The organism is Bradyrhizobium sp. SZCCHNRI1009, from assembly GCF_032487575.1.
GTDB lineage: Bacteria > Pseudomonadota > Alphaproteobacteria > Rhizobiales > Xanthobacteraceae > Bradyrhizobium.
The window spans coordinates 214,801-233,895 of record NZ_JAUEUL010000002.1 but is presented as its reverse complement, the minus strand read 5'-3'; the positions used below and the strand labels follow the sequence as shown (position 1 = coordinate 233,895).

Genomic DNA, 19,095 nt, shown 5'->3' with positions numbered 1-19,095 from the left:
AGGCGGCGGCATCGAGGCCGCCGCCTGCGGGATTTCACTCCGCCGGCTGCAGCGCGCCGGGCAGCGCAGCCTCCTTGGTGCGGCCGGGCACCAGCACGGCCCAGACGAACATCAGCGCCGCGATCGCCACGAACACGCCGGAGCCGAGCCGCACCCAGTAGAACATCGCGAGCTGGTCCTGCACGTCCATGTAGCTCTGGCCGAGCACGCGCTGCAGATGCACCTGGATGATACCGGCGAAGGTCAGTGCAAAGGTCATCGTCATCATCGCCGTGCACATGATCCAGAAGCTCGCCATCGAGAGCCACTGGTTATACGGCGCACGCTGGCGCAGCTGCGGCACCGCATAGGCCATGACGGCGAGGTTGAGCATCACATAGGCGCCGAAGAAGGCGAGATGGCCGTGTGCCGCCGTGACCTGGGTGCCGTGGGTGTAGTAGTTCACGCTGGACAGCGTGTGCAGGAAGCCCCACACGCCGGCGCCGAGGAACGCCATCACGGAGCAGCCGACCGACCACAGCAGCGCGGAGCGGTTCGGATGCTTGCGGCCGGCCTTGAGCGTCATCTGCACCGTGAAGATCACCATGGTGAAGAACGGCGCGACCTCGAGGGTCGAGAACAGCGAGCCGATCCACTGCCAGTAGCCGGGGGCGCCGATCCAGTAGAAATGATGGCCGGTGCCGAGGATGCCGGAGAACAGCGCAAGGCCAATGATGACGTAGAGCCACTTCTCGACCACCTCGCGATCGATGCCGTTGAGCTTGATCATCAGGAAGGCCAGGATCGAGGCCATGATCAGCTCCCAGACGCCTTCGACCCAGAGATGGACGATGTACCACCAGTACATCTTGTCGACGGCGAGATTGGCCGGATTGTAGAAGGCGAACAGGAAGAAGATCGCCACGCCCCACAGCCCGAACAGCAGGATGTTGGTCACCGTGGTCTTGCGACCCTTAAGCGCCGTCATCGTGACGTTGAACAGGAACATCAGGCAGACGACGACGATGCCGACCTTGATGATGAAGGGCTGCTCGAGAAACTCTCGGCCCTCATGGTAGTGGAAGAGATAACCGACGACGGCAGCCCCCGCGGCGCCGAAGAACATCCAGAACTGGATCTTGGCGAGCAGCGGGCTGTAGAGCTCGGTCTCGGTCTCCTCGGGCAGCAGGAAGTAGGTGGCGCCCATGAAGCCGATCAGCGACCACACGATCAGCGCGTTGGTGTGGATCATGCGGACGATGTTGAAGGGCAGCAGGACCGACAGCGTGTTCGGCAGCACGTAGATCGTGCCGGCGAGCAGGCCGAAGATGACCTGAGCGAGGAAGAGCGTCAGCGCGCCGTAGAAATACAGCATCGCGACCTTCTGGGTCTCATATCTCATCGCGGATCTCTCTCATGACGGGGGGGCGGGATGCCGGCTCAGCCGGCCTTGTTCGGCGGCCAGTCCTGGCGCTTGATCGTGTCGGTCCATTGCAGGAAGTCCGCGAGATCGTTGAGCTCCTGGTCGGACAGGTTGAACTGCGGCATCTGCCGGCGGCCGGGCGCGCCGGAGGGTTGCGACTGCATCCAGGACTTCAGCATCTCGCGCGCGGCGGCCGGGTCCTGCCTGCCGCCCCAGCGGTCCCAGACATTGCCGACCTCTGGCGCGAAATAGGCGCCCTCGCCGAGCAGCGTGTGGCAGTTGATGCAGGAGTTTTTCTCCCAGACGTGCTTGCCGCGAGCGACGCCGTCGGACAGCGTCGACGCACTGGTCGAGGTCGTGACCATGTAGTAGTGGCTGTGCGCTGTGAGCCCGAGGAAGATCGCAAAGAAGAAGGCCGAACCGCCGTAGAAGACGTTCCGTGCGGCAGACTTGGTCAGGCGTTCCGCCATGACACGTCCTTTCCGTTTGGTGAAGGTCGATGGTGAAGGCAATCTACCGGCACTGCCGGGAGTCTCTTTGTCGCCGCGCAAGCAGCATGGCGATGGCGCGTCAGACCAGTGCGCGGATAGCCACCGCGAGCCCGGCGAGCGCGACCAGGCCTAGGAGCCACGATGTGAGCAGGCCCCGCCACAGCGCGGGCGCATGGCGCAGGCCGAGAAAATCCAGCACGATCACCCTGCCCTTGGCCAATGCGAGCACGAGCACGAGAGCATCGGCGAGCCAGCGATTCGGCAGCAGCAGCGAGGCCGCGAGCGTGGCGGTGGCGAGGCTCAGCAATTGAAGCCAGGCGAGCGTGAGGCGATCGCGGACCATGACTCATCCCACCAGATAGAGGATCGGGAACATCACGATCCAGACCAGGTCGACCATGTGCCAGAACGCCGTCCCGGTCTCGACGCTGTCGGGCGCGGCATGACGACCGACGCCTCCCAGGATGACCATCCCGAGCACGACGTGGAGCAGATGGAAGCCCGTGAGCAGAAAATAGAGCGTGAAAAACGGCGACGTCTCCAGGCCTGCGCCGGCGGCAATCTCCCTGCCATACTCGGTCAGCTTGACGGCAATGAAGGCCGCGCCGAGCAGGATCGCCAGCATGATCCAACGCCGTGCGGTGGGCGGCGATGCGCCTCTCGCCGCTGCCGCCGCGCGCGCCGCAGCCCACCCGCTCGTCACAAGCACGATTGTGTTCAATGCGGCGAGAGGTCCGTCCAGCATGGCCTGCCCGGCCGCGAACACGACTGGATTGACTGCGCGCGCCACGACGAAGGCGCCGAGCAGCAGGCCGAAAGCGACGAGCTCGCTGAGGATCAGGACCCACATCATGGGGTCGCCCGGCAACCCGTCGAGCACGCCCCAGCGCTCCGTCGGTTCCGGTTCGTATGTGAGTGCCGACACCACCACCTCCGATCAGATGTCGGCAAAGCTAATCGGGGCGGCAGACATGCTCTTTGTCGGCGCACAAACAGCACGGCGCCTGGATGCGCTACGGGATCGGCATCAGGAGCATGTCCATGACCGAAGCGCAGCTCGGCCTCGTCACCGCCACCCCGATCATCATCGTGTTTGCAGCGGCGCTGCGGCGCATGGGCGTGCTGTCGACCACCGGGACGGTGTCCGCGATCGCGCTCTCCGTTGCGATTGCGGTTGTCCTGTTCACCACGCAGTAACCGGGCCTGGAACCTTTGCCGCTCTCGGGCGTCAGATCGTCCGGAGGTGCCGCATGGACGACAACCGGTTCGCAGAGCTGCTCGGAAGCGCCGCCATCGGCGTCTGGGGCGACATGCCGCGCGACATCCAGGAGGCGCTGTTCGAGACGGCGATGCGCGGTCACGACGATCTGAGGCACGAACTCGCCAAGCTGCTTCACGACCGGCATCCGCGGACACAGCATCCGCCGCGCCCGGCGTGAGCGGTCTCAGTCGCGATGATCATCAGCCCCGAACTGTGATGGTTCGTCGTAGCCCTTGCGGCTGCTGTAGAACAACAGCACCATCAGCCCGATCCCCACGATGAGCGAAAACACCACGCCGAGCGTGAGCGCGATCCAGCCCTCGGCCGGCATCGGATCGCCAGGCAGGGTCATGCCCTGATAGGCGAAGATGACGGCGGCTGCGAGAATCAGCAGCAATGCAACGATGATAGTGATCGGTCCTGCCCGCATGGCGGTCGCACTCCTGACACGAGAACAGGACGGGACAACAATGGTTCCAGGACGGATGCGGCAACGGCGCACGGCGGCAGTTCCGAAATTCGAGGACGGAGTCCCCACCCTTCTCGCTGCGCCGCCGAAAGCATCGCGCTGCATCCCATCGCAGCATCATCTGCTCAAAGGATGACGCGCGCTCCTCCGCGCCTTGCCGCGGGCCGCATGGCTGCTCTCGCGGCGGATCGCTAGGCGTCGGGGAACTTAGCTGATAACCATACCGGCTTCCTATCGGCTAAAGAGGACAAGACCGGAGATGGACAACCGCAGCGAGATCTGGCGCGGCGTCGACGCGATCAAGACCCGTTTCATCGAGCTCAGCGACCGGGTGTGGAGCATGCCCGAGGTCTGCTACACCGAGGCCCGCTCATCTGCCGAACACCTCGCCGAGCTCAAGCACCAGGGTTTTCGCATCACTGAAAAGGTCGCGGGCATTCCGACGGCGCTGATGGGCGAATGGGGAGAAGGCGGTCCGGTCATCGCCTTCATGGGCGAATACGACGCCCTGCCCGGCCTCAGCCAGGAAGCGGGAGTTGCCGAGCATCGTCCGATCGAGACCGGCGGCCACGGCCATGGCTGCGGCCACAATCTCCTGGGCTCGGCGGCGCTGCTCGCGGCCACCGCCGTGAAGGACTGGCTCGCCGCCAACAAGGTCCCGGGACGCGTGCGCTACTACGGCTGCCCTGCCGAGGAAGGCGGCGCCGCAAAGGCCTTCATGGTGCGCTCAGGCGCGTTCGAGGATGCCGACATCGCGATCACCTGGCATCCGTCGAGCTTCTGGGAAGTGGTGATGACGCCCTCGCTCGCCAACACGCGCGCGGACTTCATCTTCACCGGACGCACCTCGCATGCGGCCGCCTCGCCGCATCTCGGCCGCAGCGCGCTCGACGCGGTGGAATTGATGAATGTCGGCGTCAACTACATGCGCGAGCACATGCCGAGCGACGCCCGCGTGCATTACGCACTGCTCGACACCGGCGGCATCGCACCCAACGTCGTGCAGGCGCATGCGCGCGTGCGCTACTCGATCCGCGCGCGCGACCTGCCCGGCATGAACGAGCTGGTCGGGCGCGTGCACAAGATCGCGCTAGGTGCCGCGATGATGACCGAGACCAAGGTCGAGATGAAGATCATCTCGGCGGTCTCCAACATCCTGCCCAACACGCCGCTCGAAGAGGCGCTGCACGGGATCATGGAAGAGCTCGGGCCGCCGCATTTCGACACGACCGACAAGGATTTCGCCGGGCAGATCCAGGCGACCCTGACCGACAAGGACATCGAATCCGTCTACTACAGCATCGGCATGGACCCGACCGACAAGCCGCTGGCCGACTTCCTGGTGCCGCTGAACGCCAAGCGCAATCCGCAGATCGGCTCGACCGATGTCGGAGACGTCAGCTGGGTGGTGCCAACGGTGCAGGTGCACGCGCCGACGGTGGCGATCGGCACGCCGTTCCATACCTGGCAGGTCGTCGCGCAAGGCAAGACGCCGGCCGCGCACAAGGCGATGGTGCAGGCCGCGAAGGCGATGGCCGGTCTCGGCATCAAGGCGCTCAATGAGCCGGCGCTGATCGCAGCCGCCAAGGCCGACCTGAAGAAGCGGACGCAGCGCACGCCCTATGTCAGCCCGCTGCCCGCCGAGGTCGAGCCGCCGCTGACGATGTCGGTCGTTTGAGAGATAGATAACTGGGGGAAACACGATGGCGAAGACAGCGACAAAGAAGAAGCCGGCGGCGAAGACCGCCAAGCCGGCTCCGAAGCGCGTGTCCGCGCGCGCCACGGCTGGCAGGAAGCCCGCAAAGACGAAGCCGCAGGCCAGACCACAGGCAAAGGCAGCCGCGCCAAAGCCGCGGCTGCCGAAAGGACCGGTCTGGCAGTGGTCGGCGCTCGACACCGCCGCTGCGATCCGCTCCGGCGCGGTCTCCTCGGTCGAGGTGACCGAGGCTCATCTCGCGCGCATGCATGAGGTCAATCCGAAGCTGAATGCGGTCGTCGTCGATCTGTCCGAAGAAGCCTTGAAAGCTGCGCGCGCCGCGGACAAGGCGCGCAACAAGGACGGCCTGCTGCATGGCGTGCCCGTCACGATCAAGGAGAACGTCGACTACGAGGGACGGCCAAACCCCAACGGCGTTCCGGCGCAGATGGGGATCATCGCGCCGTCGGACGCGCCCGTCGTGCGCAACCTCAAGAAGGCGGGCGCGATCGTGCTCGGCCTCACCAACACGCCGGAATTCTCATTCCGCGGCTTCACGGACAACCCGCTGCACGGGCTGACCTTGAACCCGTGGGATCCCGAGATCACCTGTGGCGGCTCGTCGGGCGGCGCCGGGGCTGCGGTCGCCGCCGGCATCGGCACCATCGCGCATGGCAACGACATCGGCGGCTCGCTGCGCTGGCCGGCGCATTGCAACGGCGTTGTCACGATCAAGCCGACGCAGGGGCGCATCCCGGCCTACAATGAAAGCGCCGCGGCCGAGCGGCCGATGCTGGCGCATCTGATGTCGTCGCAGGGGCCGCTGGCGCGCAGCGTCGCCGACGTCAGGCTGGCGCTGGAGGTGATGAGCCGGCGCGATCCGCGCGATCCCTGGTGGGTGCCGGCCCCGCTCGAGGGCGAGACGCCCAAGCGGCCGATCAAGGTCGCGCTCGCCAAGATTCCTGATGACATGGACGTCGATCCCTCGGTGCAGGCCGCGCTCCGGCAGGCCGCGGATCATCTGGAGCGCTCCGGCTACCGGGTCAGCGAGGTCGAGGTCCCCGACATCTCCGGCGTCTGGCAGACCTGGTGCGACGTCATCACCACCGAGGTGGTCGTGATGCAGGAAGCCAAGATGCTCGCCGTCACCTCCGAAGACTTCCACAAGGCGTGGGGCGGGATGCGGGCCAAGGCCGAGATCCTCGACCTCGCAGGCTGGATGAACGCGACGGCGCAGCGCTCCACCCATATCCGCGCCTGGCAGATGTTCTTCGAGGAGTATCCGGTGGTGCTGGCGCCAACGACGGTCAAGCCGACGCCGGGCCCGCGCGAGGACACGGTAAGCCCGGAGCGCGTGCGTGATATCTTCTTCAACGAGATCCGCTTCATCTCGGCCATCAACGTGCTCGGGCTGCCCGGCGCGGTGGTGCCGGTGGCGGTTCACAATGGCCAGCCGATCGGCGTGCAGCTGATCGCCGGCCGCTATCGCGAGGACCTCGCGCTCGATGCCGCCGCGGCGATCGAGAAGCGCGCGGGCATGCTGGTGCGGCAGCTCTGGGAGCGGATGGCTTAGTCTCGCGCCGGCCCGAAGACCCCTGGTTCTCGGGCCGTCACGTTTCCGACATCGCTTCAGCCTCGATTGTCGAAAGTCGAACACTGACGCCCATCGCGTTTGCCCGAGGGAGCCCCTCGGGTTGACGGGACGTCGCCGACCTGTCTATTTTGATGTATACGAATGAATATAGCACGGCATCGGTACGGGCCGCTGCGCCGGAACGAGACTTGCAATTCACCGAAGCGAACCCGTCTCTGTCGATATGAACGAGGACAATTGTGATGAGATCGATGCGCTTCGTCGCCGCTGCTCTGTGCGCGGCTGCCGCTCTCCTGACTGGGGCAAACGCGTTTGCCGGCAGCGCCAACATCGCCGTGGCCGCCAACTTCACCGAGCCGGCGAAGGAGATCGCCGGCCTGTTCAAGGCCAAGACGGGACACGAATTGGTGCTGAGCTTCGGCGCGTCCGGACAGTTCTACACCCAGATCAAGGAGAACGCGCCGTTCGCGATCCTGCTCTCCGCCGACGACGAACGGCCTAAGAAGCTGGTCGACGAGGGCCTCGGCGTCGCCGAGAGCCGCTTCACCTACGCCATCGGCAAGCTCGTGCTGTGGAGCAAGGATCCGAAGGCGGTGAAGGGCGAGGAAACGCTGAAGGCGAACGCGTTCAACAAGCTGTCGATCGCCAATCCCACCGCCGCGCCCTATGGCGCGGCCGCAGTGGAGACGCTGAAGGCGCTCAAGCTCTATGAAGCGATCCAGCCCAAGATCGTGCAGGGCAACACGATCTCGCAGGCGTTCCAGTTCGTCGATACCGGCAATGCCGAGGTGGGCTTCGTCGCGCTGTCGCAGCTGATGCCGAATGCCGGCGGGTCGCGCTGGCTGGTGCCGCAGACCCTCTACACCGAGATCCGCCAGGATGCCGTGCTGCTGAAGGCATCCGCCGGCAACGAGGCGGCGACTGCGTTCCTGACCTTCCTCAAGACTCCGGAAGCCCGTGCGGTCATCGAGAAGTTCGGCTATGCTCTGGACCCGAAGTCCGGCAGCTGAGCGCTCACGTCGATGAACTTCCAGGGATGAATTTGCACGTCTCGGCCGATATCTGGCAACCGGTCAGCCTGACCCTCGAATTGGCAGCGATCACGACCGTCATTCTGATGATCGTGGGAACACCGATCGCATGGTGGCTGGCGCGGTCGCAGGCGTGGTGGAAAGAGGCGGTCGCAGCCCTGGTGGCGATTCCACTGGTGCTGCCGCCGACCGTGCTCGGCTTCTATCTGCTGGTCGCGCTCGGCCCGAGCGGTCCGGGCGGGGCACTGGCTTCCTTGTGGGGCGCACGCACCCTCGCCTTCACTTTCCCGGGCCTCGTGATCGGCTCGGTGCTGTTCTCGATGCCGTTCGTGGTGCAGCCGATCCGCAACGCCTTCGAGGCCATGGGCGAGAAGCCCCTGGAAGCAGCCGCCACGCTGCGGGCCTCGCCCTGGCGCGCGTTCTGGACGATCGCCGTGCCGCTGGCGAGCCCCGGCTTCCTCACCGGCGCGATCCTCGGCTTTGCCCACACTGTCGGCGAGTTCGGCGTCGTGCTGATGATCGGCGGCAACATTCCCGGCAGGACGAAGGTGCTGTCGGTCGCGATCTACGACTACGTCGAGACCTCGCAATGGACCGAAGCCTCCGTGCTGGCGCTCGGCATGGTCGTGTTCTCGTTCGGCGTCATTCTGACGATGATGCTGATCGAGAAGAAGATGACGCGACGGGCGTCATGAGCACCGTCAAGGTCGATTTCCGCGGTACGCTCGGGCGCTTTGAGCTGAACGCGCGGTTCGAGGTTCCGGCGCGCGGCGTCACCGCGATCTTCGGCCCGTCCGGCTGTGGCAAGACCGCCGTCATGCGCAGCATCGCCGGCCTCAACCGCCTGGACGGACGATGCTCCGTCGCCGGCGACGTCTGGCAGGACGAGAAGACCTTCCGCCCGGTGCACCGGCGCCCGATCGGCTACGTGTTCCAGGAAGCCAATCTGTTTCCGCATCTCTCCGTCCGCCGCAACCTCATGTACGGCCATCCCGGCCCGTCCGGCCCCACCGCCATCGGCTTCGATGAGGTCGTGTCGCTGCTCGGCATCGCCAAGCTGCTGGAGCGCTCGCCGCGCCATCTGTCCGGCGGCGAGCGGCAGCGCGTGGCGATCGGCCGCGCTCTGCTCAGCCAGCCGAAGCTGCTGCTGATGGACGAGCCGCTGTCGGCGCTCGACCAGATGACCAAGGACGAGATCCTGCCCTATCTGGAGCGCCTGCATGCCGCGCTCGACCTGCCGATCCTCTACATCAGCCACGATATCGCGGAGGTCGAGCGGCTCGCCGATCAGCTGGTGCTGATGCGCAATGGCAGCGTCCTGGCTTCGGGCCCGCTGTCCGTGCTCCAAGCCGACCTGACACTGCCGCTCGCGCTCTCCCGCGATGCTGCGGTGAGTCTCGACGCCACCGTTCTGAAGCACGACGCCATCGACGGCATGGTGACGCTTGCGGTGCCCGGCGGGCATTTCGTGCTGCCGGCCGAGCCGCTTGCGTCCGGAACACGCCGCCGCCTGCGCGTGCTGGCCGATGACGTCAGCCTCGCCGTGGAAATGCCGAGCCGCAGCACCATCGTCAACGTGCTGCGCGCGAAGATCCTGGAAATCCGCAGCCAATCGGACCACCGCGTCACCGCCCTGCTCGGCCTCGGCGAGGACGGTGAGGGCGCGCGATTGCTGTCGCGGGTCACCCAACGCTCGTGGAACGAGCTCGGCCTGCAGGCGGGGCTTGCCGTCTACGCCCAGGTCAAGGGCGTCGCGCTGGTTCGGCGCGAAGAGCCCATCGTCTGATCGGCACGCGCCGACCCTCCCCCCACCATCGCAACACATGTTGTATAAGCGACAATATAGCGTCCGATGTTATATCCTAAACAATATAGCTTTGGATCGCAAAACCGAAGCCTGCCTGCTTTTCCTCAATGCAATGAACAAGTTGGTCGGCGCCTGACGAACTGGCCCGCGGCTTGCTCATTCGATCTCGCAACACGAGGTCATCAGCATGAAAGCCGCCGCCGTCACCTGGCATCCGAACGCGCCCAAGCCGCTCGCGCTGGTGCTGGGCACCAACGAGATCGCCTCCGCGATCGCGGCCAAGCTCAACCAGGCGTGCTTCGCGCTCGTCCTTTGTCACGACGCCTTTCCGCCGGTGATCCGACGCGGCATGGCGTTTCACGACGTCCTGTATGGTGAGACGTGCGACATCGACGGCGTGATCGGCTGCCGGGCCGAGGGCATCGCGGACGTCGTGCGCATTCATCGCGAGCCAGGCCGGGTCGCCGTCACCGGGATGCATCTTACCGACATCATCGCGTTCCGCTATCCCGCAGTCATCGTCGATGCACGGATGCAGAAGCATCTTGCGACGCCGGATCTGCGCGGCGTCGCCGGCATCGCCGTCGGCATTGGGCCGCGCTTTGCGGTCGGGCACAATTGCGACATCGCGGTCGAGACACATCCTTGCGAGACCGGCGCGATCGTGGCGCACGGCACGACGCGCGATGCGGACGGCAAGGCACGCGATCTCGGCGGCGCAGGCCGCGAGCGCTTCGTCTATTCCGATCAGGATGCCGTCTGGCATACGCCGCTCGACATCGGCACCCGCGTCTACAAAGGACTGCAGCTCGGATCGCTCGGCGGCACGCCGTTGCTGGCGCCGCTCGATGGCGCACTGCGCGGCATCGCGCGCGACGGTCTGCGCGTGCCGGCCAACGTCAAGCTGCTGGAGATCGATCCGCGCGGCCGCCACGCCGCATGGACCGGCATGGACGACCGCGGGCGATCGATCGCCGCGAGCGTCGTCTCGGCTGTCCAAGAGATCATGCGAACCGGTCGGAAGGCGGGCCGCGTCTCCGCCAATGCGTGAGGAGGACTGCCATGGGTGTCGCTGAGGTCGGGACATGTCAGATCGTGGCGCTGCAGGGCGCCGCGTCCACCGTCATCCAGGAGCTGCTCGACGAACTCGCCACGCGGCTCGCAGGCATGGGGCTGCGCGTCTCCGGCGTGATCGAGAGCAACGTCGACAAGACCAGGCCGTGCAAGGCCATGATGCTGCGCAGCCTCGACGACAACCGCATGTTCTCGATCTCGCGGGATCTCGGCCCGGGATCGCAGGCCTGCAACCTCGATCCCGAAGGATTGGTGCTGGCCTGCGCCGCCGTGCAGCAGTCGATCGCGCGTGGCACGGATGTCGTGATCCTCAGCAAGTTCGGCAAGCAGGAGGCGGCGGGAGGTGGCCTCGCCGACGCCTTCGGCTCGGCGATGTCAGCCGGGCTTCCGATCATCACGGCGGTATCGCCTGCGATGATGGAGGCGTGGACGCGCTTCGCCGGCGTGTTCGCCGAATGCGTCCCGGTCGAAGTCGCGCGCCGTGCCGGCTGGATCGAAGCGTGGTCCGGCCGCATGGTGACAGCGCAGAGCCCGCGTGACATGATCGGCTCACAACGCGAGCGGATCGGAATAGGATGAAGCGCGAAGCTCAGATCGCATTGACCATCACTTTCGGCAACGGCGGAAGTCTGTCGCCCGAGGATCTGCTGCTGATCGACTTCATCCGCCGGGAGCGCTCGATCCTGGGCGCCGCGCGCGCGAGCGGCATCTCCTACCGCAAATGCTGGCTGATGGTCGATGCGCTCAACCGCACCTTCGAGACGCCGGTGTTCGAGACCCATCCCGGCCGCCGCGGCGGCGGCGCCGAGATCACGCCGTTCGGCGAGCGGCTGATCGCGCTGTATCGCTCGATGGAGCGGCGCACCCGCACGGCCACCGCTGCGGCGCTCGTCGAGCTGCAGAAGGCTACCGATCCCCGCTATCAGAAGCGGGCCAGCGGCGCGGCCGAGGCAGCTCCGAAGGCCGAACCGCGCCGGGTCCGATCGCGACGCTCTTGATCATCGCCCAGGCCGATAGATCCGGCTCCAACGCCAGCCGCTCGACCGATTCCAAGGTCACGAGCGCGTGGAGCCTGGTCGCACCGAGATCGAACGTCACGCGCACATAGGGCGGATCGAGCGGCAGGATCTCCTCGATCCGGCCCGGCAGCCGGTTGGTGATCGACACATCCATCGGCCGCGACAGCGCGATCGAGACGTCGCGGGCCTCGATGGTCACGGAGACGCCGGCGTCAACAGCCGCATCGACCATCGGCACGCGCAGCTCGCCGTCGGCGAAGAACAATGTCGACATGCCGTATTGCGGATCATGGCGCAGCACGCGCGCCGGCACCGTCGTGCTGAGAACGACGGACGAGGCTGAAGACGATGCAGACGAGCCGGTCATCGCGCGGCAGCCTCCACAGCCTCAGGGCCGGTCGTGATCGTACAGGACGCGCACGCGGATCGTGCCCTCCACCGCGCGCAGCTCCGACAGCAGCGCCTCGCCCTCACCGCCGACCACGTCGGTCTCGAGCACGACATAGCCGACCTCGGGATCGGTCTGCAGATATTGCGCAAGGATGTTGATGTTGTGCCGCGACACCGCATCGTTGACCTGGCGCAGCACGCCCGGCACGTTCCGGTGGACATGGATGAAGCGCGTGCCGGTCGGGCGCGCCGGCAACTGCACCTGCGGGAAGTTCACGGCGCCGAAGGTCGAGCCGACATCGGAATAGTCGATCAGCTTGCGCGCAACCTCGCCGCCGATGCGGTCCTGCGCCTCCTCGGTGGAGCCGCCGACATGCGGGGTCAGGATCACGTTGGGCAGGCCCTGCAGCGGCGAGACGAACGGATCGGCGTTCGAGGCCGGCTCGACCGGAAACACGTCGACGGCGGCGCCTGAGAGCTTGCCCTCGCGCAACGCGCTGGCCAGCGCCTCGATGTCGACTACCGTGCCGCGCGAATTGTTGATCAGATAGGCGCCGTCCTTCATGTGACGGATCTGGCGCTCGCCGATCATGTTGGCGGTCGCCGGCGTCTCCGGGACATGCAGCGACACGACGTCGCTGATCGCCAGGAGCTCGTCGAGGCTCTCGACCGGCTCGGTGTTGCCGTGGCGGAGCTTGTCGGTGAGATCGAAGAAGATCACCCGCATGCCCATGGCCTCGGCGAGGTTCGACAGCTGCGAGCCGATGTTGCCGTAGCCGACAATGCCGAGCGTCTTTCCGCGCACCTCTCGGCTGCCATTGGCGGACTTGTCCCAGCCGCCCGCATGCGCCGACACCGAGCGCGGGAAGATGCGGCGCATCAGCATCACGACCTCGGCGATCGTCAGCTCGGCGACGCTGCGGGTGTTCGAATAGGGCGCATTGAACACGGGGATGCCGAGCCGCTTCGCGGCATCGAGATCAACCTGGTTGGTGCCGACGGAGAAACAGCCGACCACCATCAGCCGATCGGCGGCCTGCAGCACTTCCTCGGTCAGATGCGTGCGCGAGCGAATGCCAAGCATGTGCACGCCCGACAGCATACGTTTCAACTCCGCCGAACCGAGCGCCTTCGGCAGCCGTTCGATTTCCGTATAGCCGTTGGCCTCGAACATGCGGACGGCCGAGTCGTTCACGCCCTCGAGGAGCAGAACGCGGATCTTTTGCTTGGGCAGCGATAGCGGCATGGGCCTGGCCTGATTCAGTCGTGGAGGTGGCGTAGTGTAGCGGTTGTTACAGTCGCGATGCGTTGGAACTTGGTGAATGCGACGCGGCAGGGTGGCTTTCTGTCGCTTTCTCAGGGTCTTGTCCACTCCGTCGCGGCCTTTTGACCGGCGATGCAAAATCAGCGCCTGGCATACCTGCCGCGCTGCACGGTCCGCACTGCAACAACCGCAGATCGTTGTTTTGGCTGCTGACAAACCATGCGAGCAGAGCTAGCCTTTCCTCCAATCACAAAATCATCGGGAGGTCAGCATGTCAGACGGGATTGTCGAGACACGCGCGTCGGAGGCGTCGGGCGGTGAAACGCAGACGGTCGATGTCGCCGTCGTGGGGGCCGGATTTGCAGGGCTTTACCTGCTGCACCGTCTGCGCAAGGCGGGCTTCTCGACCGTCGCTCTGGATACGGCCAACGACGTCGGCGGCACCTGGTACTGGAACCGCTATCCCGGCGCGCGCTGCGACATCCAGACCGTCGACTACAGCTACACCTTCGATCCCGAGCTCGAAAAGGCCTGGCAGTGGTCGGAGAAATACGCCACCCAGCCGGAGATCCTGCGCTATCTCGGCTTCGTCGCCGATCGCTACGATTTGCGCCGCGACATCCGCTTCGGCACCCGCGTGCTCGGCGCCGCCTGGGATGAGGCCAGGGAGCGCTGGCTGCTGACGACCGACCACGGCCCTGCCGTGTCCTGCCGCCACTACATCATGGCGACCGGCTGCCTGTCGCAGCCGAAGCCGCCGGAGATCGACGGCGTGCACGACTTCAAGGGCGAGATCTACTTCACCAGCCGCTGGCCGCATGATGGCGTGGACCTCCGCGGCAAGCGCGTGGCCGTGATCGGCACCGGCTCGTCCGGCATCCAGTCGATCCCGATCATCGCCGAGCAGGCCGCGCAGCTCACGGTGTTCCAGCGCACGCCGAATTTCGCGCTGCCGGCGCATAACGGTCCGCTCCCGGCCGATCGCGCCGCGCAGCTCGCGGAGGATCGCAAGGGGCTGCGCGAGCAGGCACGCTGGTCGATGACCGGCGTGCCGATCCCGCCGGCCACCGAGTTCAGCTGGGCGCTGAGCGAGGCCGAGCGCCGCGAGCGCTTCGAGAAGATGTGGGCCTCCGGCGATCTCGTCGGCATGCTGACGCAGCTCTGGGCCGACCAGGGCGTCGATGCCGACGGCAACGCGCTGCTCGCTGACCTCATCCGCGAGAAGATCCGCGAGATCGTCAAGGACCCGGAGACGGCCGAGGCGCTCACGCCTCACGACCATCCGTTCGGCGCCAAGCGGCCGTGCCTGGACACCAACTACTACGCCACGTTCAACCGCCCGAACGTGACGCTGGTGAACCTGCGCAAGGAGCCGATCGCATCCATCACATCCAATGGCATCAAGACCGACAAGCGCAGCTTCGACATCGACGTCATCGTGTTCGCGACCGGCTTCGATGCCATGACCGGCGCGATCCGCGCGGTGCATCCGATCAAGGGCCGTGGCGGCAAGTCGCTCGACGACAGCTGGGCTGATGGCCCGGAGAGCTATCTTGGATTGACGGTCGCCGGCTTCCCCAACCTGTTCCTGATCACCGGTCCCGGTAGTCCATCGGTGCTGTCGAACATGGCGGTGTCGATCGAGCAGCACGTCGACTTCGTGGTCGATCGTCTCGCCGCGATGCGCGACGCCGGCTTCACCACCATCGAGCCGACCGAGACCGCGCAGGCCGGCTGGATGCGCCACATGGCGGACTGCTCGACGGTCACGCTGCACCGGCTCGCCAACACCTGGTACACAGGCGCCAACGTGCCGGGCAAGCCGCAGACGCTGATGCCATACACCGGCGGCGTCGGGCCCTATCGCGGCATCTGCAACGAGGTCGTCAGCCGCGGCATGCTCGGCTTCAAGCTCACGGGCCCGAACGGTGCGAGCCAGTGCAACGACGGCGAGATCGTGAAGCTGCAGCCGGATGTGCGGCTGGTGCTGAACATGCTCACCGAGATGAACCTGCCGCCGATCGAATCGATGGGCGCGCAAGGCGCACGCGACTTCGTCGCCGAATTCAACAAGGCCCGACCGCCGGGCCGCCCCGTGGGCGAGGTCAAGGACGGCACTCTGCAAGGCGCCGAGGGCCCTCTTGCCTACCGCCTCTACCGTCCGGCCACGCCCGGGCCGCATCCGATCGTCGTGTATTTCCATGGCGGCGGCTGGGTGCTCGGCGACGAGCAGTCGGACGATCCGTTCTGCCGCGACATGTGCCGCCGCTCCAACATGATCTTCGTCAGCGTGAATTACCGCCACGCGCCCGAGCACCGCTTCCCGGCGGCGGCCGAGGACGGCTATGCAGCGGCGCGCTGGGTCGCCGAGCACGCCGCCGAGCTCGGCGGACGCGACGGACCGGTGCTGGTGGCCGGCTGGAGCGCCGGCGGCAACATCGCAGCCGTCACCTGCCAGCTCGCTCGGGATCGCGGCGGGCCTGCGATCGGCGGTCAGCTGCTGGTGTGCCCGGTCACCGACTGCAGCTTCGATCGTCCCTCCTACACCGATAATGCGGCCGGCTACTTCCTGACGCGCGGCCTGATGTACTGGTTCTGGGACATCTACTGCTCGCCGGCGGATCGCACCGATCCGCGCGCGTCGCCGTTGCGGGGCAAGCTGCAGGGCCTGCCGCCGGCCTACATCGTCACCTGCGAGTTCGATCCGCTGCGCGACGAGGGTGTCGCCTATGCGGAAGCGCTCGCCGCCGCCGGCGTGCCGGTCGGGCAACTCAAGGCCCACGGCCACTTCCACTCGTCGTTCACGATGGTCGACGTCGTCATCACCGGCGTCGGCGGCCGCATGCAGATGGCGGAGGCGCTGCAGGCGTTCACGCAGTCTGCGGAGGAAGGCGAATCGCCCGAGATCAACGCCGCCGCGAGCTGACCAGCGGAGGCCGCCGCCGAGCGTTGTCGCAACGACCCGCAGCTTTGCGGGCCGTTGCCGTGACGCGCAGCTTGCGCCGGATCGTCCACGCTGTCACCGAGACAACGAGCCAGCCGGTCGTTGCGGTGACGAAGGCGGTCGCGACGCTCGTCCGACAACATCACGAGACCGTCATCGAGCGTGGACGCACTCAGCTCGCCGCTGCGATGGCCTCGTCATAGGCACGAACCGAAGCGGCCGCGGTCTGCCGTACATCACTCGCGCTCATGCCCGGCTTGTACAGGCTCGAGCCCAGTCCGAAGGCCCGCACGCCGACTGCAGCATAGGAGGCGAGATTGCTGTCCGATACGCCGCCGACGACGCCGACCACGACGCCCTTCGGCAGGACGGCAAGCTGCGCGGCAATTCCCGACGGACCGAGCACTGAGGCAGGAAAAAATTTCAGGGCCGAGGCGCCGCAGCGCAGCGCGAGAAACGCTTCGCTCGGCGTGAACACCCCGGGCATGGTCACCATGTCATAGGCCTGCGCGGTCGCCAGCACTTCGACGTCGACGTTGGGGCTGACCATCAGACGCCCGCCGGCCTCCGCGACCCGCACGCAATCTGCGGCATTGACGACCGTCCCTGCACCGATCATGCAGAGCTTGCCGAACCGGGTGGCGAGACGCTCGATCGAGACGAACGGTTCCGGCGAGTTGAGGGGAACCTCGATCAGCTCGAAACCGGCTTCGATCAGGACATCGACGACAGCCTCGGCCTCGTCGGGCTTGATGCCGCGCAGGATCGCGACGAGCGACCGCTTGACGTGCGGCCAGGTGACGGACTTTGTCATGGTCGGAAACGCGCTCCCCAGATCTGCCGCGCGGCCTTGACCAGGCCGCGCCGGGACGCCTGCTCGGCATCACATTCGTTCACGTCGAAATCAGCAGCCGCCAGCGCCGCGCAGTAGAGACGGCCGAGCCGGCCCGCTCCGATCAACCGCAGCGGAAGCTCGGCGCCGAACCGCACCCGCGCGTCGGCGATCTCGCTGCCGATCAGAAGCCCGGAGAGCCTCGCAGCCCCGTCGGACCGCTGCTCGAAATTGAGGAGCTGGGCTGCGCGGAGCCGGAATAGCGCATTGGTCAGTGACGTCGGCGCGGCAAGCGCCGCCGCAAGGCTCTCGCGGAATGCCGCGTCGTGCGCGACGGTCGAGGCTTCCGGTTCGACGGCGTGCATCAAAATGCTATGCTGAGAGACGACAGCGAACAGCTCGCCAGTCATGTAGGTGGCAAAATCGATCACAGCGCCGGCATCGATCCGGATCCATTTGCTGTGCGTGCCCGGAATACAGACGATCCCGGTGAAGTCAGGCTCGGTGACGCCGAGCAGCTGGGTTTCCTCGCCGCGCATCACGTCCGGCTGATCTGCACGGGCCTGCGCCAGCCCCGGCAGAATCCTGACGTCGCCCTCGGTGTCGACGCCGATCGCGCCGGCGTGCAACGCCTCCAGCCGGGTCGGCGTGTGCAGATACGGCGCCTCGACCCAGCCTTGCCGGGCGCCGGCCATGCCGCAGATCAGCACCGGAACATCGGCCGGCGCGCCGAGTTGCGCCAGATGATCGCGCAGCACCGGCGCAAAGCCCGATGTCGCGCAATGCAGCATGCCCTCGCCACCACGGCTCTCCGCCTGCTCCGTGCCGTCTCCTGCCATTAGCCAGGCACGGAAACTGGAGGTGCCCCAGTCGACGGCGACAAAGGCCGGCGTTGCTGACGAATCGACGGCGGTCACGTCCTGCTCCCGAACAGTTCGACATCTGGCAATGACATGCCCAGCTGGCCGCGCAAACAACAAATTGCATCGTGCACGATTATGCACGTTGTTATTCTTGTTCCTGCCTGATATGAGGAGGCATGTCAGACCTTCCACTGGCGCGTCGCGACCAGATCGCCGGCCGCCTCGCTACAGGGCACGCGGTCATCGCGGCCGCCCTGGCCCATGAATTCGGCGTCTCCGAGGATGCGATCCGGCGCGATCTTCGCGCGCTTGCCGCCGAAGGACGCTGCCGCCGGGTGTACGGCGGCGCATTGCCGATCGCCGGCGGCATGACCCCGATGGCGGCGCGGATCGGGCAGGATCGCGAACGCAAGCTGGCGCTCGCCCGGACAGCCGCCCGCGGCATCGCGCGTGGCGAATTTCTTTTCCTCGATAGTGGCAGCACCAACCTCGCGCTCGCTGAGGTCCTGCCCGATGATTTCGATCTCACCGTCGCAACGAACGCCATCGACATTGCCGCAACCGTGCTGCATCGGCAGGACCTGCAACTGATCATGATCGGCGGCTCCGTTCATCCCGCAGTCGGCGGCTGTGTCGACGCCGACGCCCTCATGCAGATGCAGCGCTTGAACATCGACCGCTGCTTCATCGGCGCCTGCGCCGTGTCGGCGCAAGGCGGCATCAGCGCGATTGATCCGACCGACGCAGCGTTCAAGCGGACGCTGCTGTCGCTGAGCCGCGTCAGCGTCGCAATGGTCACCAACGAGAAGCTCGAGACCCGAGCGCCTCACCGTGTCGCCGGCGCCAAGACGATCAGCCAGCTCACCGTCGAGCATGATGCGCCGGCGGCTCGACTTGCCCTGCTCAAACGGGCGGGAGCGACCATCGTGACGGCCGCTCCGCCGGTGTGACAGCGCCT

General features: G+C 66.3%; 21 protein-coding genes. 12 read left to right on the top strand and 9 right to left on the bottom strand.

Translation table 11 applies throughout. From position 1 onward, the window contains the following. Positions 1–34 precede the first annotated feature (34 nt). From QX010_RS04630 to QX010_RS04615, 4 genes are all read right to left on the bottom strand, one after another. Complete coding sequence (locus tag QX010_RS04630; protein WP_316177917.1) at positions 35–1,381, bottom strand: cbb3-type cytochrome c oxidase subunit I; 1,347 nt, start codon at positions 1,379–1,381, stop codon at positions 35–37. Positions 1,382–1,419: 38 nt separating this feature from the next. Next, positions 1,420–1,872, bottom strand: a complete 453-nt coding sequence (locus tag QX010_RS04625; RefSeq protein WP_315804428.1) for a cytochrome c — start codon at positions 1,870–1,872, stop codon at positions 1,420–1,422. 100 nt (positions 1,873–1,972) lie between these two features. Then, positions 1,973–2,236, bottom strand: a complete 264-nt coding sequence (locus QX010_RS04620) for a cytochrome C oxidase subunit IV family protein (protein ID WP_316177915.1) — start codon at positions 2,234–2,236, stop codon at positions 1,973–1,975. A 3-nt stretch (positions 2,237–2,239) separates the two neighbouring features. After that, positions 2,240–2,818, bottom strand: a complete 579-nt coding sequence (locus QX010_RS04615) for a cytochrome c oxidase subunit 3 family protein (protein WP_315804426.1) — start codon at positions 2,816–2,818, stop codon at positions 2,240–2,242. A 116-nt stretch (positions 2,819–2,934) separates the two neighbouring features. Here QX010_RS04615 and QX010_RS04610 point away from each other — a divergent pair, with 116 nt between their 5' ends. Further along, the gene (locus QX010_RS04610; protein ID WP_315717764.1) at positions 2,935–3,090 is read left to right on the top strand and encodes a hypothetical protein; all 156 of its coding nucleotides are present in this window, start codon (positions 2,935–2,937) and stop codon (positions 3,088–3,090) included. A 53-nt stretch (positions 3,091–3,143) separates the two neighbouring features. Continuing rightward, positions 3,144–3,332 (top strand): hypothetical protein, encoded by a 189-nt coding sequence (locus QX010_RS04605; protein ID WP_315804425.1) that lies wholly within the window; start codon positions 3,144–3,146, stop codon positions 3,330–3,332. Positions 3,333–3,338: 6 nt separating this feature from the next. On the opposite strand, the gene QX010_RS04600 is transcribed toward QX010_RS04605, so the two are convergent. Further along, positions 3,339–3,584: a hypothetical protein gene (locus tag QX010_RS04600; RefSeq protein WP_315804424.1), complete on the bottom strand. Its 246-nt coding sequence runs from the start codon at positions 3,582–3,584 to the stop codon at positions 3,339–3,341. Between the two features lie 298 nt (positions 3,585–3,882). Here QX010_RS04600 and QX010_RS04595 point away from each other — a divergent pair, with 298 nt between their 5' ends. From QX010_RS04595 to QX010_RS04560, 8 genes are all read left to right on the top strand, one after another. Continuing rightward, on the top strand, positions 3,883–5,301 hold the full coding sequence (locus QX010_RS04595; RefSeq protein WP_316177914.1) for a M20 family metallopeptidase: 1,419 nt from the start codon (positions 3,883–3,885) through the stop codon (positions 5,299–5,301). 25 nt (positions 5,302–5,326) lie between these two features. Beyond that, entirely contained in the window at positions 5,327–6,892 is a 1,566-nt protein-coding gene (locus QX010_RS04590) for an amidase family protein (RefSeq protein ID WP_316177912.1), read from the top strand. A 263-nt stretch (positions 6,893–7,155) separates the two neighbouring features. After that, positions 7,156–7,923: a molybdate ABC transporter substrate-binding protein gene (gene modA / locus QX010_RS04585; RefSeq protein ID WP_315804421.1), complete on the top strand. Its 768-nt coding sequence runs from the start codon at positions 7,156–7,158 to the stop codon at positions 7,921–7,923. A gap of 26 nt (positions 7,924–7,949) precedes the next feature. Further along, complete coding sequence (modB, locus tag QX010_RS04580; protein ID WP_316177910.1) at positions 7,950–8,639, top strand: molybdate ABC transporter permease subunit; 690 nt, start codon at positions 7,950–7,952, stop codon at positions 8,637–8,639. After that, complete coding sequence (modC, locus tag QX010_RS04575) at positions 8,636–9,730, top strand: molybdenum ABC transporter ATP-binding protein (protein ID WP_316177908.1); 1,095 nt, start codon at positions 8,636–8,638, stop codon at positions 9,728–9,730. Before modB ends, modC begins: the two co-directional genes overlap by 4 nt. Positions 9,731–9,938: 208 nt before the next feature. Further along, entirely contained in the window at positions 9,939–10,802 is an 864-nt protein-coding gene (locus tag QX010_RS04570; protein WP_316177906.1) for a xanthine dehydrogenase, read from the top strand. 11 nt (positions 10,803–10,813) lie between these two features. Next, positions 10,814–11,404 carry a DUF2478 domain-containing protein gene (locus QX010_RS04565; protein ID WP_316177903.1) on the top strand — a complete coding sequence of 197 codons (591 nt, stop codon included), beginning with the start codon at positions 10,814–10,816 and terminating at the stop codon, positions 11,402–11,404. Further along, entirely contained in the window at positions 11,401–11,823 is a 423-nt protein-coding gene (locus QX010_RS04560) for a LysR family transcriptional regulator (RefSeq protein WP_315804416.1), read from the top strand. The genes QX010_RS04565 and QX010_RS04560 overlap by 4 nt, the downstream gene beginning before the upstream one ends. On the opposite strand, the gene QX010_RS04555 is transcribed toward QX010_RS04560, so the two are convergent. Next, complete coding sequence (locus tag QX010_RS04555) at positions 11,732–12,211, bottom strand: TOBE domain-containing protein (RefSeq protein ID WP_316177901.1); 480 nt, start codon at positions 12,209–12,211, stop codon at positions 11,732–11,734. The two genes, QX010_RS04560 and QX010_RS04555, sit on opposite strands and share 92 nt — an antisense overlap. A gap of 21 nt (positions 12,212–12,232) precedes the next feature. Further along, the gene (gene serA, locus QX010_RS04550; RefSeq protein WP_315804414.1) at positions 12,233–13,480 is read right to left on the bottom strand and encodes a phosphoglycerate dehydrogenase; all 1,248 of its coding nucleotides are present in this window, start codon (positions 13,478–13,480) and stop codon (positions 12,233–12,235) included. A 289-nt stretch (positions 13,481–13,769) separates the two neighbouring features. Here serA and QX010_RS04545 point away from each other — a divergent pair, with 289 nt between their 5' ends. After that, the gene (locus QX010_RS04545) at positions 13,770–16,424 is read left to right on the top strand and encodes a flavin-containing monooxygenase (RefSeq protein WP_316177899.1); all 2,655 of its coding nucleotides are present in this window, start codon (positions 13,770–13,772) and stop codon (positions 16,422–16,424) included. 190 nt (positions 16,425–16,614) lie between these two features. Here the strand turns inward: QX010_RS04545 and QX010_RS04540 are convergent, their stop codons facing one another. Next, positions 16,615–17,256, bottom strand: coding sequence for a 2-dehydro-3-deoxy-6-phosphogalactonate aldolase (locus QX010_RS04540; RefSeq protein WP_316177897.1), 642 nt, complete (start codon positions 17,254–17,256; stop codon positions 16,615–16,617). Beyond that, the gene (locus tag QX010_RS04535) at positions 17,253–18,191 is read right to left on the bottom strand and encodes a 2-dehydro-3-deoxygalactonokinase (RefSeq protein ID WP_316177896.1); all 939 of its coding nucleotides are present in this window, start codon (positions 18,189–18,191) and stop codon (positions 17,253–17,255) included. The genes QX010_RS04540 and QX010_RS04535 overlap by 4 nt, the downstream gene beginning before the upstream one ends. Before the next feature lie 122 nt (positions 18,192–18,313). Between QX010_RS04535 and QX010_RS04530 the strand changes: the two genes are divergently transcribed. After that, positions 18,314–19,087 carry a DeoR/GlpR family DNA-binding transcription regulator gene (locus QX010_RS04530; protein ID WP_315804410.1) on the top strand — a complete coding sequence of 258 codons (774 nt, stop codon included), beginning with the start codon at positions 18,314–18,316 and terminating at the stop codon, positions 19,085–19,087. Positions 19,088–19,095 lie beyond the last annotated feature (8 nt).

Excerpts from the sequence above, each read along its gene's own strand:
- QX010_RS04630 (WP_316177917.1), bottom strand. The coding sequence starts at position 1,381 with ATGAGATATGAGACCCAGAAGGTCGCGATGCTGTATTTCTACGGCGCG.
- QX010_RS04625 (WP_315804428.1), bottom strand. The coding sequence starts at position 1,872 with ATGGCGGAACGCCTGACCAAGTCTGCCGCACGGAACGTCTTCTACGGC.
- QX010_RS04620 (WP_316177915.1), bottom strand. The coding sequence starts at position 2,236 with ATGGTCCGCGATCGCCTCACGCTCGCCTGGCTTCAATTGCTGAGCCTC.
- QX010_RS04610 (WP_315717764.1), top strand. The coding sequence starts at position 2,935 with ATGACCGAAGCGCAGCTCGGCCTCGTCACCGCCACCCCGATCATCATC.
- QX010_RS04605 (WP_315804425.1), top strand. The coding sequence starts at position 3,144 with ATGGACGACAACCGGTTCGCAGAGCTGCTCGGAAGCGCCGCCATCGGC.
- QX010_RS04600 (WP_315804424.1), bottom strand. The coding sequence starts at position 3,584 with ATGCGGGCAGGACCGATCACTATCATCGTTGCATTGCTGCTGATTCTC.
- QX010_RS04595 (WP_316177914.1), top strand. The coding sequence starts at position 3,883 with ATGGACAACCGCAGCGAGATCTGGCGCGGCGTCGACGCGATCAAGACC.
- QX010_RS04590 (WP_316177912.1), top strand. The coding sequence starts at position 5,327 with ATGGCGAAGACAGCGACAAAGAAGAAGCCGGCGGCGAAGACCGCCAAG.
- modA (WP_315804421.1), top strand. The coding sequence starts at position 7,156 with ATGAGATCGATGCGCTTCGTCGCCGCTGCTCTGTGCGCGGCTGCCGCT.
- modB (WP_316177910.1), top strand. The coding sequence starts at position 7,950 with ATGAATTTGCACGTCTCGGCCGATATCTGGCAACCGGTCAGCCTGACC.
- modC (WP_316177908.1), top strand. The coding sequence starts at position 8,636 with ATGAGCACCGTCAAGGTCGATTTCCGCGGTACGCTCGGGCGCTTTGAG.
- QX010_RS04570 (WP_316177906.1), top strand. The coding sequence starts at position 9,939 with ATGAAAGCCGCCGCCGTCACCTGGCATCCGAACGCGCCCAAGCCGCTC.
- QX010_RS04565 (WP_316177903.1), top strand. The coding sequence starts at position 10,814 with ATGGGTGTCGCTGAGGTCGGGACATGTCAGATCGTGGCGCTGCAGGGC.
- QX010_RS04560 (WP_315804416.1), top strand. The coding sequence starts at position 11,401 with ATGAAGCGCGAAGCTCAGATCGCATTGACCATCACTTTCGGCAACGGC.
- QX010_RS04555 (WP_316177901.1), bottom strand. The coding sequence starts at position 12,211 with ATGACCGGCTCGTCTGCATCGTCTTCAGCCTCGTCCGTCGTTCTCAGC.
- serA (WP_315804414.1), bottom strand. The coding sequence starts at position 13,480 with ATGCCGCTATCGCTGCCCAAGCAAAAGATCCGCGTTCTGCTCCTCGAG.
- QX010_RS04545 (WP_316177899.1), top strand. The coding sequence starts at position 13,770 with ATGTCAGACGGGATTGTCGAGACACGCGCGTCGGAGGCGTCGGGCGGT.
- QX010_RS04540 (WP_316177897.1), bottom strand. The coding sequence starts at position 17,256 with ATGACAAAGTCCGTCACCTGGCCGCACGTCAAGCGGTCGCTCGTCGCG.
- QX010_RS04530 (WP_315804410.1), top strand. The coding sequence starts at position 18,314 with ATGTCAGACCTTCCACTGGCGCGTCGCGACCAGATCGCCGGCCGCCTC.